Origin of the sequence: Marinifilum sp. D714 (assembly GCF_030851345.1) — a bacterium.
Taxonomy (GTDB): Bacteria; Bacteroidota; Bacteroidia; order Bacteroidales; family Marinifilaceae; genus Marinifilum.
The window spans coordinates 49,965-66,514 of record NZ_JALPNU010000016.1; the positions used below are offsets into that span (position 1 = coordinate 49,965).

Consider the following 16,550-nt stretch of genomic DNA (forward strand, 5'->3'; position numbering starts at 1 on the left):
TTGTGTACTCCCTAATAATTTGGAGACTACTAATTCAAAGAGATTGCCACAGCCTCCCCTGTCGGCTTCGCAATGACAGCCTTTATTATAGGTTACTATTCAAAATAATTCAATACTTTATACCCACCTTCTTTCAGGTAAGCATCTTTCTTGAACAATTTGATATCCGATTGCATCATGTCTTCTACTAATCCTGCCAAATCGTATTCCGGCTCCCAACCCAATACAGTTTTCGATTTTGTTGGATCACCAATCAATAGATCTACTTCTGTTGGACGGAAATATTGTGGATCTACACCAACAATTTGCTCCTGATTTGCTACACGGTCTTTGATGGCTTCTAAATATTGAGCTCCCACTCTTTCTGCAAATAAAACTTCATCCACAGCAACCAAGTGACCTTTTTCTTCCACTCCTTCACCGCGGAATTCGATTGTTAAACCTGCTTCCTTACCTGCCAATAAAATGAAATCACGAATTGTCGTTGTAATACCTGTTGCAATTACGTAATCTGAAGGCTCATCTTGTTGAAGAATGGCATGCATTGCACGAATGTAATCTTTGGCATGTCCCCAGTCACGTTTTGAACTTAGGTTACCCATGTAAACTTTTTCCTGCATTCCCAATGCAATACGACTCATGGCACGTGTTACCTTACGGGTTACGAAAGTTTCTCCACGAATTGGCGATTCGTGATTGAAAAGAATCCCATTTGAAGCATGCATTTTATAAGCCTCGCGATAGTTTACAGTAATCCAGTATGCATACATTTTTGCTACTGCATATGGTGAACGAGGATAGAAAGGAGTGGTTTCCTTTTGTGGCACTTCCTGCACCAAACCATACAATTCAGAAGTAGATGCCTGGTAAATGCGAGTTTTCTCTGTTAAGCCCAACAAACGAACCGCTTCCAAAATACGAAGCGTTCCCAATCCATCCGCATTACCAACATATTCAGGCGTTTCAAAACTTACCGCTACATGTGACATGGCAGCCAAATTGTAAATTTCATCTGGTTGTACTTCCTGAATAATTCTTGTGATGTTCATTGAATCGGTCAAATCACCATAATGTAAAATGAAATTACGATCTTCTACATGTGGATCCTGGTAAATGTGATCAATTCTTTCTGTATTGAATAGAGAGGAACGACGTTTCATTCCATGAACAATGTATCCTTTTTTTAGTAAATATTCTGAAAGGTAAGCTCCGTCCTGACCGGTAACTCCTGTAATTAATGCTACTTTTTTTGACATTATATTTAATTTTTTATTGATTGAACTAATATTGCAGTAAACTACTCTGTCACAAAGGTTATACCATCATTATTATCTTCTACAAATTCATAATGTAAAGTATTGTGTAAGCCTTCTGCCAAAGAGTAAGGAGCTTTAAAACCACTAGAATGAGCTGCTGTAGCATCAAACTGAGTGGTTGCACAGAATTTCTTGACACGCACAGAACTCACCGTAAACTTCTTTCTGGTAATCGAACTTAATAAATCAAATCCAAAACCTCCAAGCATTCCCAACCAATATGGGAAATGCGTTGATGGGATCTTTTTATCCAAACTTTTTTCTACCTGTGTTACAAGATCATTCATACACAAATCTGGCTTATCAATGTAATTGTAGACCTGATATCCAGGTTTTACATTTTCTAAGTGGTATTTCAAAAAGGCAACGATATTCCCAACATAAGCCATCGACTTGAAGTTTGTCCCCTTTCCAACCATCAAGAATTTACCTGATGCAATCTGCTTTAATAAATTAAACACATTCCCTCTATTACGCTCGCCAAAAATCACAGTTGGCCTAACAATAGTTAAAGATCTGTTCTCTGGATCTTTTTCATACCATTCTCTGAGAACTTCTTCAGCTTGCCACTTACTTTTTCCGTAGTGATTAAAAGGATCGGCAGGATGTTCCTCATTCGGATTCTTTTTATTTAATCCATAAACAGCAACTGAACTTGTAAAAACGATATTCTTTACACCATTTCTATCCATAGCTTCCAGAACATTCTTAGTTCCCTGTACATTCACATCATAGTATAGGGATGTAGGACTTACATCATCACGATGCTCTGCAGCCAATAAAACTACAGTATCCTGCCCTTCTAATCCGGCATCCAATTGATCCTGGTTTCTAACATCCCCTATGGTCACTAATTCCGGATAAAAATGACTTACTTGCTTATCAAAAATTTTCAGCTCAAAATCCTCCTTTATGATACTGGTAAGTCTGGTGCCTACAAAACCAGAGGCGCCTATAAGAGTTATATTTTTCATCTGAATATTAATTTCTTAGTAATTTTTTATACAAAGCTCCTCTAATAAAATTAGGTAATAAGCGACTTGTACACCTTGTACAACAATTGATAATAAATTCTTTCCTATTTACAATTCCTAATCTTTTAAACTCTTTTTGAAGTTTATAATCCTGAAGAGCATAATTAAAGCCACCTCTGCGCTTAAATACTTCTCGACCTGCTCTAAAATAAAGTAAACTTTCTTGAATATTATAAAGCTTACTTCCGCTAGCAACCATTCTGGCCCATAAGTAATAATCTTCATTCAAATGAAAGTGCTTATAACCACCTACTTTTTGAACTGATGATTTACGAAAAACTACCGTAGGATGATTTAAAGGATTTCTCTTCTTTAAAAATTCTTTTATTTCAATGGCCGATTCAGGTACTCGTCTTTGAGAAATTACATTATCTGGGGTTGATTCAAACTCATCCAACCAGCTGCCAACAATATCAATTTCTGGATTATTCACCAAAAAGCATAATTGCTTTTCAAATCTTGTTTTAAATGCAATATCATCAGTATCCATACGTGCAACTAATTCATAATTACATTTTTCAAGGCCAATATTTAAAGCCATTCCTAAACCAACATTTTTTTCAAGTGCAATTACCTTTAATGGTGCTACATTTCGAAATTCATCTATCACCTGATCTAACGGTTCGCTTAAAGGGCCATCTTTTACAAGAACAATTTCACTTGGCTTAACAGTTTGTTCAGACCAAATACTATTTAAAGCTGCTTTGAGGAAAATGGGATTTTCCCTATAATATACCGATAATAAAACTGAAAAATTCATAACTCTAAAATTCTATTTAAACACATTGTAAATATCCATTGTCTCTTTAAGTGATCTCTCTAAAACAAAGTTTTCTTTTACATATGAAATACACCTATTATTAATCAAATCCCCATTTTCTTTATATTCTTTGGCTGCAGAAATAATTTTCTCAGCAATTTCATTTGCATTTAGTTTACAATTCCACCCTATTTTATCCTCATTTAAAAACATTGCGTTTGTACCTGGAGTTACTAACGGAGGAATCCCATTAAATAATGATTCAGGAATTACGGTTGGAAAACCTTCATAACGACTTGTTAATATTAAAATGTCAGAATTCTCAAACATTTTTTGCTTTCCAATTTTATCATAAACTGGTCCTAAATATTGTGCAAAACTTAAGTTGTTTCTTTTTAGAAAACTTACCATTTTTTTAACTTCACTTTTTGAGCCAGGACCATAGAAATTAAATTCAATTAAATCTGATAAATTCTTTTTCTTTAGTAGTAGCAATGATTTTAGCAAATAATCCAATCCTTTATGATGAAAATCAATTCTGGAAAAGAACAAAAAACGAACCTTTGACGAGGTTTTTTTAGGAAAATATTCATCATTGAAGTTTATTCCATTTCTTTCAATAAACGAATTAGGACAAAAGTTAAATGAATTCTTCTCCTCCTCTTTATTAATAAAAAGTATCCCTTTTGATTTATACAGAAACTGTTTAAGTCCTAAATAATAGAATATTTTCTTTCTTAATCTACCTTTACTCCAAGAAGATCGCATTAAACTACTATGTGGTTTTACAAGGTATGGAATATTAAATTTTATACAATATTTATAGTCCTTTAGATATTGAGGAAAAAAAATTCCATGAAATATAACTAAATCTATCTTTTCACTTTGTAATAATGCATTAAATTTGATCTGGTTACGAGAATATACATTGTATTTTTCCGATTGAAAATCATTTGATATCAAAAGTGAACATTGAATATCATCTTGTAGATTTTCTAATAAAGTATTTACAACTGTATAGATCCCATTTCCAGGTTTATATTCTCCTGATACCACATGAAGAACATTTAATTGTTTTTTCCTTACTTTCATTTTATTTATTCTCTATGCTTCAAAACCTTAGCAGCATGCCCAACCACTATATCAAATGGTTTAACATCTTTCGTAACTACTGATCCAGCACCAACAATTGCACCATCACCAATCTTAACTCCTGGCAATATAACAGTATTAGCACCTACCCATACATCATCTCCAATTTGTATAAAATTTTTAGTCTCATCCCATCCTTGTTCCTCAATATTACTACCTTTATCATAGTTATGATTAGAACCAATTATAGATACGTGTTGTGAAATTAAACAGTTTTTACCAATTGTTATTTCGGCACCTGAAGCACGAATATTATTGAATTCTCCAATGTATGTATTATCACCAATAATCAATTTCGAATTATTTTTATTTTTACAATAATTCCGAATATGTATTGTAGTAAAATTACCAATCGATACCTCTTGACCAAATTCACAAAAACTTACCTTATCGATATTCAAAAAAGTCCTTCTTGCGATATAACAAGTAGGATTGCAAATCCTTAAATTCATTAAGGCTATAAACTCTTTGATAAACCAATAGGGATACCTTAAAATCCCTTTTACAATTTTAGCGATCATAAAATAACAATTCTAAAATGAAACAAGATGATAAATTAGTTTATAACTTTCATTATTAATAGCTTTAATGAAAATTAAAGAATAAGCTAATATCAATACTATGCAAACTACCTTTCTACTTTTATCAGTAAATGAGTAATAAACGAAAAATGGAATAACCAAAAAAGAAAACCAATCGAAATACACAATAAATCGATATAGAATCTTAATATCAAATAATACGTTTCGTAATACTAAAAACAAAAAATATAAGTTAAAATACACCAAGGCAGCACTTCCTCTATTAATTATTTTTCTTGCAAATATCAGCACAAACACTCCTACCAGATTAGAAAAATGAAAACCCAGGCCTGAATTTGTTTCAACATTTTTAATCATATCATCTAATAACACATATTTTCCATAAGGAGTTAGTGAAAGAATAGAAATAAAAACATTATAGAACACCTTGAAAAAAGAAAGAAGCAATGCTCCTAAAAAACTAATTAAATAGTAAATTGGTTTTAGTTTAATATGTGCTATTGGGTATACTAACAATAGTAAAATTGCTGATTTATGAAATAAAGCTGCAAATACAATAAATACCGCATATCTAAACAATTGTTTCTCAACAATAAACTTAGAAGCATAAAAAAAGATCGCTACAGCAATTCCTTGCCTCATTCCATTTACTATAAATCCATAACCACTTGGAGATACTAAAAATAAAAAATAAGTAAAAGCAAAAAAACGTGTTAAAGACTTTGCTCCGCTATAAAAAAAACCTAATGTTATTACTCCAGTTAATAAAGTAACACCAAAAAATTTTCCTATAAACTCATTTGCAATAACATTAATAGCATAGTAACCAGGTTCAAGCCATTTGCTATTGGTCAAATCTTCAAATGCAGCTTTATAAGAAAGATAATCAACACCTACATCATACCTAAAACCTACGAATAATGATAGAATCACGAAAGATATAATTCTACCAAAATCATATTTTCCGTTAAACATATTATGTGTCAACAAAATCATTACAGAAAAAGTCACAATGTAAACTATCATAACATTCGTCTCTGAATAAGTTTCTTAACAGGTATTATTCCTTCAATAATATTAAATATACAATACGCTATATCTCTAAATGAAATAGGTGAGTATGTTTTAGCTCTTTTTAGCATTTGTATTGCTAAAAAATAACTTCTCTTTTCAAATAAGAGATTTGCAACTAAAAACCAATGTGTCTTATAAATCAAATTTCGATTAGGTAATTTATCTATATCCTTCTCAAATTCATTTAAAAACTTTTCCTTAAACTCAATTGCATTTTTTGCACTGCCCGCATTAATACGAGAATCCATATTGATATTGGTTAATACTTCTTTTGATTGAGCTAATTTGTATCGACGAAAAAAACGAACCAGAAACTCCCAATCTTGATACCGTCGAAAAGATGTATCAAAACCTTGCAGTTCTTCAAAAACACTTTTTCGAATCATTAACGTTGATCCACCACAAATCGAATTTTTTATTAATAGTAAGCTTTCTAATAGGTTACCTTCTTCAAGTTTTTCTATTTTTCGATAAGGTTTATTTTTAAGTGAAAATTGATAACTACAATAACATCCCCCCCATGAGTCATCAAGGTCTTCTAATTTTTTAACTTGCAACTCTATCTTCTGAGGTAAAAATTCATCATCATCGTCTAAAAGTGCAATATACTCCCCTTTTGAGTTCGCTATACCCGAATTTCTAGCTGCAGAACCATTCAAATTTTTAGGATGCTGAATGTATTTTACCCTCTTATCATTCTTAAATTGTCTCATTACAGCTTCCGTCTCTCTTCTTCCTTGAGTATTGGGATTGTTATCATCAATAACCAGAACTTCTATACAACTATAAGTCTGGTTTAAGACACTTCGCACTGAACGAACTAAATAAGTAGGTCTTGAGTATGTAGGAATTATAACACTTACTAATTTTTTCATATTAATTATAGTCTACCATGAACTAGTTTCTTATCTAATACAGACTTTGTATCATATACAATTCCATCTTCAAGCAAATGGTTTGAAATATTTAGTTCTAAAATTTCCGTATGCGAAACTGCTAAAATAATTGCATTGTACTTATCTTTAATTTCTGAGATCATATCTATGCCATATTCTTCTTTAACTTCTTCATGACTTGCCAAAGGATCAAAAATATCGACATTTACACCAAACTCATTTAATTCATCATAGATATCTACAACCCTTGTATTGCGTATATCGGGACAGTTTTCCTTAAATGTTATACCTAAAATAAGCACTTTAGCATCTTTAATACGGTGTCCATTCTGTATCATAAGTTTTACAACCTTATTTGCAACAAAATTTCCCATATTATCATTAACTCTTCTTCCTGACAATATAACATTAGGCAAATAACCAACTGATTCTGCTTTGTAAGCAAGGTAGTATGGATCAACACTAATACAATGCCCTCCAACTAATCCTGGCTTATATTTCAAAAAGTTCCATTTTGTTCCGGCTGCATCTAAAACTTCAGATGTATCAATATCCAATTTATCAAATATCAACGCTAACTCATTTACAAATGAAATATTTACATCTCTTTGTGCATTTTCTACAGCTTTTGATGCTTCTGCTACTTTGATATTTGATGCTAAATGCGTACCTGCTTCGATAATTGATTTATATAAATCATCTACAAAACCAGCAGTTTTCTCATTAGAACCTGAAGTCACTTTTTTGATTTTTGTTAATGTATTAACCTTATCACCTGGATTGATTCTTTCTGGTGAATAGCCACAATAAAATTCTTTATTATAAACTAACCCAGATATTTTTTCTAAGATAGGTACACAAACCTCTTCTGTACATCCCGGATATACAGTTGATTCATATATAACAACATCCTCCTTTTTAAGGAATTTAGCAATCATTTCAGTTGCTCCTTTAAGAGGGCTTAAATCTGGATTCTTATCTAAATCGATAGGAGTAGGAACTGTTACTATAAAAACATTGGCATCCGCTAATTCACTTAAATCTGCACTTAATTTTAAACCATTTTTAAGAGATTCTTTTAGGGTTTCATCATTCACTTCTAAAGTGGAATCTGCACCACAATTAAGTTCTTTTACCCTAAGATCGTTAATGTCAAACCCTAAAGTATTATATTTTTTTGCAAACTCAACAGCCAAAGGTAAACCCACATAACCTAAACCAATAACAGCAATTTTCATTTTATTTTGTTTTATGTTTTAAATAAGCTAATACTCTCATCACAGTATAAGAAAATAATTTTCCTATTACGAAAAATCTTTTTACTCCCGAATACTTCCACGCAATACGGAAATAATCAAATAACCAATAAAAAGAATAGGATGAATAACCATTCATATCATATTTAGATACTGGTAATTCTACATATTGAAACTTTTTCCCTAAATAGAAACAATTGTAAAAAAAATCATAAATTGAACTTACTTTATATTTCAATTTATAAGGATATTCTTTTTGAAGTTCCAGCTTGATAAAGGCTGATTGATGACATATTGGAATTCTTTTCCAAAATTTATTTAAACTTAACGGTTTTGCAATTTCCTCTTTACCATTATTTACAATAATAGTATCCCCATATAAAATATCAGCTTGTTGATTATGCTTAAATAAATTTTCAATAACATGATCATTAACAAATTGATCATTCGAATTCATAAAACAACAATATTCTCCAGTAGCCAAGGATATTCCTTTATTCATTGCGTCATAAATCCCGTTATCAGGTTCTGAAATAAATGTACTGATTGATTTTTTATACTTCTTAATAATTTCAATTGTCCCATCGTCAGATCCGCCATCAATGACTATATACTCAATATCTTTATATGTCTGCCTTAGTACACTATGAATAGTTCGCTCTATATTCTTACAATCATTATATACTACTGTAATAATCGAAATTTTTGCCTTTTGTAATTGTATAATCATTTCTATTTATTGAATCCTAAACTAAATTTCGTTATATGTTTCTTATTAATTTGGCAGGATTTCCACCCCATACTTGATTTGGTGGAATATCTTTCGTAACAACACTACCAGCAGCTACAACAGAATTCTTCCCAACAGTTACTCCTTTTAATATTATAGATCCTCCACCCACAAAACAATATTCTTTAAGCTCTATAGGAGAGCTTTTTATATCATTATCATTTCCACTAGTTCTTATAAATGGATCTATTGAGTGAAAATCAGTATCCCAAATTCTACATCCCCCTCCTATAAAAACATGATCCCCAATTTTCACTTTTTGGGAACAAACAATTGTTGTGTTTGAAATACCGACATTTTTACCAATAGTTAATTGAGCATTATTACTAACGATTAATCTTAATATAGTATCACCTCCAATCGGATTATTGCTTAAACCCGAATTTGCTCTAAAATTATTAGCAATATTAATAACACCCATGTTATTAACGCATATTCTACCATTGATTATCCATCCTTTACTTATGAGAACATGCTTATTTTTAAATTGAATATAATTAAATATTAGATTATATATTTTAATGATGTATTTAAATAATCGCATGAGTAATATTGTTAATTTCAAAAACATTTTTAACTAACTTATAGTAAATTTTACAACCTTAGTTTTTTAAAAAATTCCGAAGGGTTATTAAACATTTCAAAATTTTCCTCTAACCATTCATTGCTTTTATTCCACCATTTTGAACTTTCGAGTTTCTTAATTTCACTTTCTGAGAATCTTTTTTTTATTAATTTAGCAGGTATTCCTCCAACAATAGAATATGGTTCAACATCCTTTGTTACCACAGCCCCTGCAGCAATTATAGCCCCATTACCAATAGAAACATTATCTAATATGATAACATTCGCTCCAATCCACACGTCATTCCCTATTTGTACTTTACCTATCTCTTCAAAATAGTTCTTTTTTGCAAATGTAATCTGGCACTGTCTTCGTGTAGAAAAAAAAGTTGGAAATGTAGAGATAAAATTGGTAGGATGCATACCCAAGCCAATTTTTACATCAGGAGCAATAGAACAAAAGTTTCCGATAGAAGCATTACATATTTCTGTCCTACCTCCTACATAAACAAAATTACCTAATTTAGTATTATCAATTAAAACATTGGAATAAATAGTATTGTAATTTCCACAAGAAACATTATTCAAAGTAGACATATATCCAATTTTTAAATTCTTATTTCTACGTTGCAGTTTTTTAGACTTTAAATACCATTTAAACCATATCGTCATAGGGTTTTTTAAAAGCTTAAGCATACTAAATAATTGTTTGATTAACATTTAACAACAACAAAAAACTATTTAAATATTTTGAATAATTTTAAAATTATTCTACGAGGTAAATTTCTAAAATCCATTAATTTTTCATAAAATGATTCCCATAGAAAAATCTTAGAATACAAATAATTATCATATTCGTTATTTGGTATCATAACCATTGGGTGCTTTAATAAAAGTTCCATCTCGGAAGTCTGTACACTCAATTCTGATCTTGAGTTGGTCGTATGGGTTGCATCTCCATCAAAACCAATATTTTGCACCAAATTAACACGAGGTGTAACAATCAAACCATGATTAAAATAATTAGAAAGTATCCATTGATAATCCCAAGTATTAACAACTCCAGCTTCAGCGTCTAATGCATTCTGAATTATCCGTTTATTAGCTATTTTATGGTTTATTGATAATGTAGTTATTGGAGTTTCTATTATCTCACTAAATCTTGACATAATTTTTCTATGTGCACTCCAACTTTCTCTCCATGTTGCCCACCCCCATATAAATATAAATCTAGAAAAAAAATAACTATCCTTTGTTAATTCGTTTTTATAAAAATTATCACCCGTAATAGCTGTTATTCTTGAATCGTTTTTATACTTATCTAAATTTTCCGAACAAAAATGATAGAAACTTTTACTTGGTAAACAATCATCCTCAAGTATAATTCCTTTTTCCTCATTTTCAAAAAACCAATCAATTGCACCGCCAACGGCACTGGCACAACCTAAATTAACTTCTCTAAAAAGAGTTTTAACTTCACAAGACCAATCAATATTAGAAAGAACATAATCTCTAATATTCTTAACAATTACCGACTCTCCTTGCTTATCACTTCGATGCCCATCAGATGCTATATAAAGTTTGCTTGGTTTTACTGCTTTAATAGATTCAAATACTTTTTTTGTGGTATCTATACGATTAAAAATAAGAAATAGTATTGGAGTATTAAGAGGTTTGTTATATTCATTTTCCATGATTATAGTTTTTTAAAATTAAGTTTCATTTTATAGACACTAAGTACACTCCTAGTAATAAGAAAAAAGCTTCTTCTTGTCCTTTTAAATAGAATAAAGCTAAAGTATGAAGCAATAAACTGGGATATTAAAGTTGAGAATGCCGCACCAACTATCCCTATATTCTTTATTAAAATATAATTTAAACAAACATTTATTATAGCTCCCACACATGTACTTAATGTTAAATAAAACTGCAAATTCTCATTTATTAAGTATTTACTATTTACAACACCTATGAAAACAAAAACAGAAGTCCAGATATGAATTATTAAAACTTTACTAGTCTCAACATACTCTTTCCCATATAGGGCATTAACAACCCAATCACTCATAAAAAGAACAGGTATGACCACTACTAAAGATAAAATAAACATAAATTGATATAAATTTGTCAGTCTATCATGATAAAGTCTTAGACTAATACTCTTTGCTTTAATAATCGCTGGAAATAGTGAATTAGCAATAACCATTGGTATAAAATACCATGCTTCACTTAAACGAACCGCCGCTGAATACTCTCCATTTGCAGAATTATTAAGCATTTCTTTAATCATTAGCTGATCGATTCTCATATATATCATTATTACTATATTTGCAAGAATCAGGGGCCAACTATCTTTCAATAATCTCCTAGCTATATCAAAATTAAATTTCCAATATCGAACCAATGAAACCTCCTTTTGATAAATTATCATAAATAATAAGGCTTTAATTATAGATTCTAAAACAACAGCTACTGCGAAAAATTCAATCGACGCACCACAAACAATTAACAAAATTCTTGTAATTGAAAAAATAATTAATGAAAATGTATTAACTATTGTAGAAAACTTTCCCTTTACTTGTGATTGAAAGTAAAAATCAACAACTTCAAAACTTAAAAAAAATTGCCCAAAAGCTATCACAATTACGATCAATTTCTCAAATGGGGTTGAAGAAGAAAACTGAAGTATATTATAAACTAGCAACAACAAAACAAGAGCACCTAACAGCCTCATTACCAAAGAAGTTCCTAACACAAGATCTCTTTTTGAATTATCTTGAACTAAATTCCTAACAATGATATTGTCCAAACCTAATTTGCTAAATGCTCCGAAAAGAGCAACAAAACTTATTGCATAATTTAAAATACCAAAATCATCCGGTCCTAAATATCGAGCAACCCAAACACCAACAAATACACCAAGAAATAGTCGAATAACTTTATCCAACATTAACCATCCAGTATTAGAAAAGTATTTTAAAAAACTTTCATTTCTGGATAAAGCATATACTTTTCCAATTATTGTGCTAAACATTATACAATTACAAATTAAACTACATCAAACTAGGCTGCAATACAGATTCAAAATATTTAACGGTACTCTGTAAACCTTTATCCAAATTAATTACAGGTTTCCAAGAATTTAAATTATTAAATGCCAAAGTTATATCTGGCTTGCGCTGCATTGGATCATCTTTAGGTAGTTCTTTGTATACCAGTTTTGATTGAGAATTTGTTTTTTCAATAATTTTTTCCGCCAATTCAATCATTGTAAACTCCCCAGGATTACCAATATTAACCGGACCAATAAAATCATCTTCCGAATTCATCATTCGAATCATTCCTTCTACCAAATCATCAACATACTGGAAGCTTCTTGTTTGTGTACCATCTCCATAAATGGTAATATCCTCTCCCTTCAATGCTTGAACTATAAAGTTTGAAACAACACGTCCATCATTGGGATTCATTCTAGGACCATAGGTATTGAATATTCGGATAATCTTAATCTTCACATCATTCTGATTGTGATAATCCATAAATAAAGTCTCTGCACAACGCTTACCCTCGTCATAACAAGATCTAATACCAATGGGATTTACATTACCCCAATAAGATTCTGGTTGTGGATGAACTTTTGGATCACCATAAACCTCACTTGTAGACGCTTGAAGAATTTTAGCATTAACTCTTTTTGCCAAACCAAGCATATTGATAGCCCCCATTACAGAGGTCTTTATCGTTTTAATTGGATTGTACTGATAGTGAGGTGGAGAGGCTGGACAGGCCAAATTATATATCTCATCAACTTCTGCAAAGTATGGCTCCGTTACATCATGTCGCACCAATTCAAAGTATGGATTATCCAATAAATGAACTATATTTTCCTTACTGCCAGTAAAATAATTATCCAGACAAATTACCTCATTTCTTTCCTTCAATAATCTTTCACAAAGATGGGAGCCGATAAATCCAGCTCCCCCTGTTACCAATATTCTTTTCATTAATTAGTTTCCTTTACCAATATTATACAATTCAAATCCAATGCTATCAAGCTCCTTCTTATCAACAATGTTTCTCCCATCAAAGACAAAAGCTGGCTTCAACATTTCATTGTATACCTTTTGCCAATCATAGGTTTTGAACTCATCCCACTCTGTTAACACTGCAATGGCATGTGCAGCTTTCATAGCAGAATATGGATCAGAATGTACAGTCACCAAAGAACGAACCTCCTCCATAGACATCACTTCACCTTGCTCTACATATTGTCCTACACGATGATTTTGTAAGTACTCCAAATCAGCAAATATTTGCTCCTCTGTTACTTTGGGATCGTACACATGAATTTCTGCTCTGTCCTGTAGTAATTCATCAGCCACATAGATGGCAGCTGTTTCACGGGTATCGTTGGTATCCTTTTTAAAAGCCCAGCCTAAAAAAGAAATCTTTTTACCTGATACGGTATTAAATAAAGTATCGATGATATTTTTCGCAAAACGATGTTTCTGGTAGTCATTCATATGAACAACTTGCTCCCAATAGTCTGCAACCTCCGGCAGATTAAAATGACGGCATAAATAAACAAGATTTAAAATATCCTTTTGAAAGCAGGAACCACCAAAACCTACAGAAGATTTTAGAAATTTAGCTCCAATACGAGAGTCTTTACCTATTGCTCTTGCAATTTCATCCACATCAGCACCTGTCTTCTCGCAAAGTGCAGAAATGGCATTGATGGAAGAAACACGTTGTGCCAGAAAAGCATTAGCCGTCAATTTTGATAATTCCGAAGACCAAACACGAGTCGTAACAATATTTTCTCGTGGCACCCAATTCAAATACACATCTACCAAAGCTTGAACGGCAGCTTCACCGCTTTCGGTTGGCGCTCCACCAATCAAGAAACGATCCGGATTGTGCAAGTCTTGAATGGCTGTTCCTTCCGCCAAAAATTCCGGACTGGATAAAATTTCAAATTTGACTCCATTCCCAGTAGAATGCAAAATGGTACGCAAAGCCTCTGCTGTTCGAACAGGCAAAGTAGATTTTTCAACAATGATTTTATCATCTTTTGCCACTTTGGCAATTTGACGGGCACACAATTCAATGAACTTTAAATCTGCTGCCATCCCCTTCCCTACACCATAGGTTTTGGTTGGCGTATTTACCGAAATGAAAATCAATTCAGCCTCATCTATTGCTTTCTCTACATCTGTAGAAAATTTCAGGTTACGGCCACGAGCCTCAGCTACCACTTCAGCCAGGCCAGGTTCATATACTGGCAATTTATCCAAGTCAGCATCATTCCAGTCAGCAATGCGTTGTTCGTTCAAGTCAACCACATGCACATTGATATGCGGACATTTCTGAGCGATCACGGCCATGGTTGGTCCGCCTACATAACCTGCACCAATACAGCAGATGTTTTTGATTGATTTTACTTTGTTCATTGTTTATCTTGTTTATTTTCTCTTAGCTCTTTTATTCTTTTAAAACACAGATTTCGCTAATTAAAGCGAATCTCGCTAAAGTGCGAGTTAATGCTTTGTATTCACGAATTGTTTATATTTTAATGATCTCTCACTAAAATTAACTAACAAACCTAACTCATAATTAGTCGCCTTTAAATAATTAATGGTTTGCTGTTCGTCAAGTCTTATCAAAGTTGATTTACTTTTTATTTCTGTCCTGAGCTAAGTGAAGGATCTGTCAATTTTTCTCACTACTTCATTTTTAGAGATCCTTCGTTCCTCAGGATGACATGCCGTAAAGTATTTATTCATTTTATTTCCATTGTAATAAAGATCCAATTTCTTCTCCTTTTCAAATGGAATATTTCTTTTTTCAAACTCTATTGAAAGAGCTTCGCCATATACACTTTCAAGAAAACCTGATCCTAATGAAGCATGGACTTTCATGCAAGCTCCAACAATCGCATAGGCCTCTTCTTTATATAGTAACTCTCCCATTCGTTTCAATTCGTATAATTAGTTTTAATTAGCGGAATTAGTATCTTCTTTAGTCCACTGTTCTTTAATAGAACTCAGGAATTCACGACCAAACACCATTCCAACACCTACAATTCCACCTAGAAAAGTCCAAATTATCAGAATCATTGCACGCTTTGGTTTTGATTTTTGTATTGGCACTGAAACTGGTTCAATCACCGTAAACACAGGCGTATTCTCTTTCACCTGTATTTTTTGAGTCGCCAACTGCTTTGCCAATTCAGAGTATACTCCATATACCAAATTGTATTCTGCAGTTAATCTTTCCTGTTCGGTTTGAGCCGTTGCTGTGCTAACAAACTTATTTCTATCTCTAAACTGTGCCAATCTTTCCTGGGCTGCTTTGGCCTCTTTTTCTTTCTCGGCATAACGTTCTTCCACAAAGTTCAATTGATCCTTTGCTTTTTTGATTTTAAATTTCGTTATAGCTTCCTGCAACAAAACCTGTGCTTTTAGCGTCAATTCCGCTGCAGCTTTAGCTTCAGGCATATTAGCAAAAATAGAAACGTATCCATCTTTATCATTTACCTCCAAAGTCAGTTGAGAAGAAAGAATATCAATTAGTTGTTTTTCTTCTTGATTAATTGATAAAATACCATCCTCAAAAGACGCAAGCCTTGCGTTGCTACGATCGCCGCGAATTGCTTTTAGGATTAGACCTGGTAAACCAATTGTATATTTTTTGATGTAATCAAATAATCTTGGCTTTTTAATTTCTAAATAATAGTCGGCAAATGTTACAGGTGTATCCTGTCCTTCAATGGTCAAAGGCGTTTTCATCAATTCCTTTTGGAATGGGATACTGTTTACAATTTTCGGATACAGAGTTGGTGGAATACTTGCCCCTCCTCCTATACTTCCTAAATTAATACCTGCCATTGCAGCTAAACCACCTAAACTTCCACCAAGCTTTGATCCACCTTCTGCAGATTGTGGTACCATGGTACATGAAGCGGTGTATTCTTTTTCTGAGAAGATGGCTACGAAGAGGCCGATGACCATGAAAATAATGGTGGTTTTAATGACAGTCTTTCTGCCTTCCCATAAGGTTTTGGCGAGTTGTATTAAATCGATTTCGTCGTCGGCTTGGGTTATATTTTTTTGTTCTTGCATACTGCGTATGTTGATTTCGCGGATTAAAAAAAAGATTTCACG

16 protein-coding genes and 1 pseudogene are annotated in these 16,550 nt (G+C 32.3%); all 17 read right to left on the reverse strand.

Annotated features, from left to right (window positions below; genetic code table 11):
• Positions 1–95: 95 nt before the first annotated feature.
• The 17 genes and pseudogenes from gmd to M0051_RS14175 all read right to left on the reverse strand — a co-directional run bounded on the left by gmd (position 96) and on the right by M0051_RS14175 (position 16,508).
• Entirely contained in the window at positions 96–1,256 is a 1,161-nt protein-coding gene (gene gmd, locus M0051_RS14095) for a GDP-mannose 4,6-dehydratase (protein ID WP_306742148.1), read from the reverse strand.
• A 41-nt stretch (positions 1,257–1,297) separates the two neighbouring features.
• On the reverse strand, positions 1,298–2,290 hold the full coding sequence (locus M0051_RS14100; RefSeq protein ID WP_306742149.1) for an NAD-dependent epimerase/dehydratase family protein: 993 nt from the start codon (positions 2,288–2,290) through the stop codon (positions 1,298–1,300).
• A 7-nt stretch (positions 2,291–2,297) separates the two neighbouring features.
• Positions 2,298–3,110 carry a glycosyltransferase gene (locus M0051_RS14105; protein WP_306742150.1) on the reverse strand — a complete coding sequence of 271 codons (813 nt, stop codon included), beginning with the start codon at positions 3,108–3,110 and terminating at the stop codon, positions 2,298–2,300.
• Between the two features lie 12 nt (positions 3,111–3,122).
• Positions 3,123–4,202, reverse strand: a complete 1,080-nt coding sequence (locus tag M0051_RS14110) for a glycosyltransferase (RefSeq protein WP_306742151.1) — start codon at positions 4,200–4,202, stop codon at positions 3,123–3,125.
• A 5-nt stretch (positions 4,203–4,207) separates the two neighbouring features.
• Positions 4,208–4,783: a DapH/DapD/GlmU-related protein gene (locus M0051_RS14115; protein ID WP_306742152.1), complete on the reverse strand. Its 576-nt coding sequence runs from the start codon at positions 4,781–4,783 to the stop codon at positions 4,208–4,210.
• Between the two features lie 12 nt (positions 4,784–4,795).
• A complete protein-coding gene (locus tag M0051_RS14120; protein WP_306742153.1) occupies positions 4,796–5,830 on the reverse strand; it encodes an EpsG family protein in 1,035 nt (344 codons plus the stop codon).
• Positions 5,827–6,753 carry a glycosyltransferase family 2 protein gene (locus M0051_RS14125; protein WP_306742154.1) on the reverse strand — a complete coding sequence of 309 codons (927 nt, stop codon included), beginning with the start codon at positions 6,751–6,753 and terminating at the stop codon, positions 5,827–5,829. Before M0051_RS14125 ends, M0051_RS14120 begins: the two co-directional genes overlap by 4 nt.
• 5 nt (positions 6,754–6,758) lie before the next feature.
• Positions 6,759–8,012 carry a nucleotide sugar dehydrogenase gene (locus tag M0051_RS14130; RefSeq protein ID WP_306742155.1) on the reverse strand — a complete coding sequence of 418 codons (1,254 nt, stop codon included), beginning with the start codon at positions 8,010–8,012 and terminating at the stop codon, positions 6,759–6,761.
• Between the two features lies 1 nt (position 8,013).
• A complete protein-coding gene (locus M0051_RS14135) occupies positions 8,014–8,760 on the reverse strand; it encodes a glycosyltransferase family 2 protein (RefSeq protein ID WP_306742156.1) in 747 nt (248 codons plus the stop codon).
• 31 nt (positions 8,761–8,791) lie between these two features.
• On the reverse strand, positions 8,792–9,364 hold the full coding sequence (locus tag M0051_RS14140; protein WP_306742157.1) for a DapH/DapD/GlmU-related protein: 573 nt from the start codon (positions 9,362–9,364) through the stop codon (positions 8,792–8,794).
• Between the two features lie 50 nt (positions 9,365–9,414).
• Positions 9,415–10,080 carry a CatB-related O-acetyltransferase gene (locus M0051_RS14145; RefSeq protein ID WP_306742158.1) on the reverse strand — a complete coding sequence of 222 codons (666 nt, stop codon included), beginning with the start codon at positions 10,078–10,080 and terminating at the stop codon, positions 9,415–9,417.
• Positions 10,081–10,121: 41 nt separating this feature from the next.
• On the reverse strand, positions 10,122–11,078 hold the full coding sequence (locus M0051_RS14150; RefSeq protein ID WP_306742159.1) for a hypothetical protein: 957 nt from the start codon (positions 11,076–11,078) through the stop codon (positions 10,122–10,124).
• Between the two features lie 2 nt (positions 11,079–11,080).
• Positions 11,081–12,418, reverse strand: coding sequence for a flippase (locus M0051_RS14155; RefSeq protein WP_306742160.1), 1,338 nt, complete (start codon positions 12,416–12,418; stop codon positions 11,081–11,083).
• A gap of 19 nt (positions 12,419–12,437) precedes the next feature.
• A complete protein-coding gene (locus tag M0051_RS14160) occupies positions 12,438–13,388 on the reverse strand; it encodes a UDP-glucuronic acid decarboxylase family protein (protein ID WP_306742161.1) in 951 nt (316 codons plus the stop codon).
• Positions 13,389–13,391: 3 nt separating this feature from the next.
• Positions 13,392–14,837, reverse strand: a complete 1,446-nt coding sequence (locus M0051_RS14165; protein WP_306742162.1) for a UDP-glucose 6-dehydrogenase — start codon at positions 14,835–14,837, stop codon at positions 13,392–13,394.
• Between the two features lie 87 nt (positions 14,838–14,924).
• Positions 14,925–15,356, reverse strand: a pseudogene (locus M0051_RS14170) (GxxExxY protein).
• 24 nt (positions 15,357–15,380) lie between these two features.
• On the reverse strand, positions 15,381–16,508 hold the full coding sequence (locus M0051_RS14175) for a Wzz/FepE/Etk N-terminal domain-containing protein (protein WP_306742163.1): 1,128 nt from the start codon (positions 16,506–16,508) through the stop codon (positions 15,381–15,383).
• Between the last annotated feature and the right edge of the window lie 42 nt (positions 16,509–16,550).

What these genes read in the sequence shown, in the direction of transcription:
- M0051_RS14150 (WP_306742159.1), bottom strand. Translation starts at nt 11,078, where the DNA reads ATGGAAAATGAATATAACAAACCTCTTAATACTCCAATACTATTTCTT.
- M0051_RS14125 (WP_306742154.1), bottom strand. Translation starts at nt 6,753, where the DNA reads ATGAAAAAATTAGTAAGTGTTATAATTCCTACATACTCAAGACCTACT.
- M0051_RS14175 (WP_306742163.1), bottom strand. Translation starts at nt 16,508, where the DNA reads ATGCAAGAACAAAAAAATATAACCCAAGCCGACGACGAAATCGATTTA.
- M0051_RS14160 (WP_306742161.1), bottom strand. Translation starts at nt 13,388, where the DNA reads ATGAAAAGAATATTGGTAACAGGGGGAGCTGGATTTATCGGCTCCCAT.
- M0051_RS14145 (WP_306742158.1), bottom strand. Translation starts at nt 10,080, where the DNA reads ATGCTTAAGCTTTTAAAAAACCCTATGACGATATGGTTTAAATGGTAT.
- gmd (WP_306742148.1), bottom strand. Translation starts at nt 1,256, where the DNA reads ATGTCAAAAAAAGTAGCATTAATTACAGGAGTTACCGGTCAGGACGGA.
- M0051_RS14130 (WP_306742155.1), bottom strand. Translation starts at nt 8,012, where the DNA reads ATGAAAATTGCTGTTATTGGTTTAGGTTATGTGGGTTTACCTTTGGCT.
- M0051_RS14165 (WP_306742162.1), bottom strand. Translation starts at nt 14,837, where the DNA reads ATGAACAAAGTAAAATCAATCAAAAACATCTGCTGTATTGGTGCAGGT.
- M0051_RS14155 (WP_306742160.1), bottom strand. Translation starts at nt 12,418, where the DNA reads ATGTTTAGCACAATAATTGGAAAAGTATATGCTTTATCCAGAAATGAA.
- M0051_RS14120 (WP_306742153.1), bottom strand. Translation starts at nt 5,830, where the DNA reads ATGATAGTTTACATTGTGACTTTTTCTGTAATGATTTTGTTGACACAT.
- M0051_RS14115 (WP_306742152.1), bottom strand. Translation starts at nt 4,783, where the DNA reads ATGATCGCTAAAATTGTAAAAGGGATTTTAAGGTATCCCTATTGGTTT.
- M0051_RS14100 (WP_306742149.1), bottom strand. Translation starts at nt 2,290, where the DNA reads ATGAAAAATATAACTCTTATAGGCGCCTCTGGTTTTGTAGGCACCAGA.
- M0051_RS14140 (WP_306742157.1), bottom strand. Translation starts at nt 9,364, where the DNA reads ATGCGATTATTTAAATACATCATTAAAATATATAATCTAATATTTAAT.
- M0051_RS14110 (WP_306742151.1), bottom strand. Translation starts at nt 4,202, where the DNA reads ATGAAAGTAAGGAAAAAACAATTAAATGTTCTTCATGTGGTATCAGGA.
- M0051_RS14135 (WP_306742156.1), bottom strand. Translation starts at nt 8,760, where the DNA reads ATGATTATACAATTACAAAAGGCAAAAATTTCGATTATTACAGTAGTA.
- M0051_RS14105 (WP_306742150.1), bottom strand. Translation starts at nt 3,110, where the DNA reads ATGAATTTTTCAGTTTTATTATCGGTATATTATAGGGAAAATCCCATT.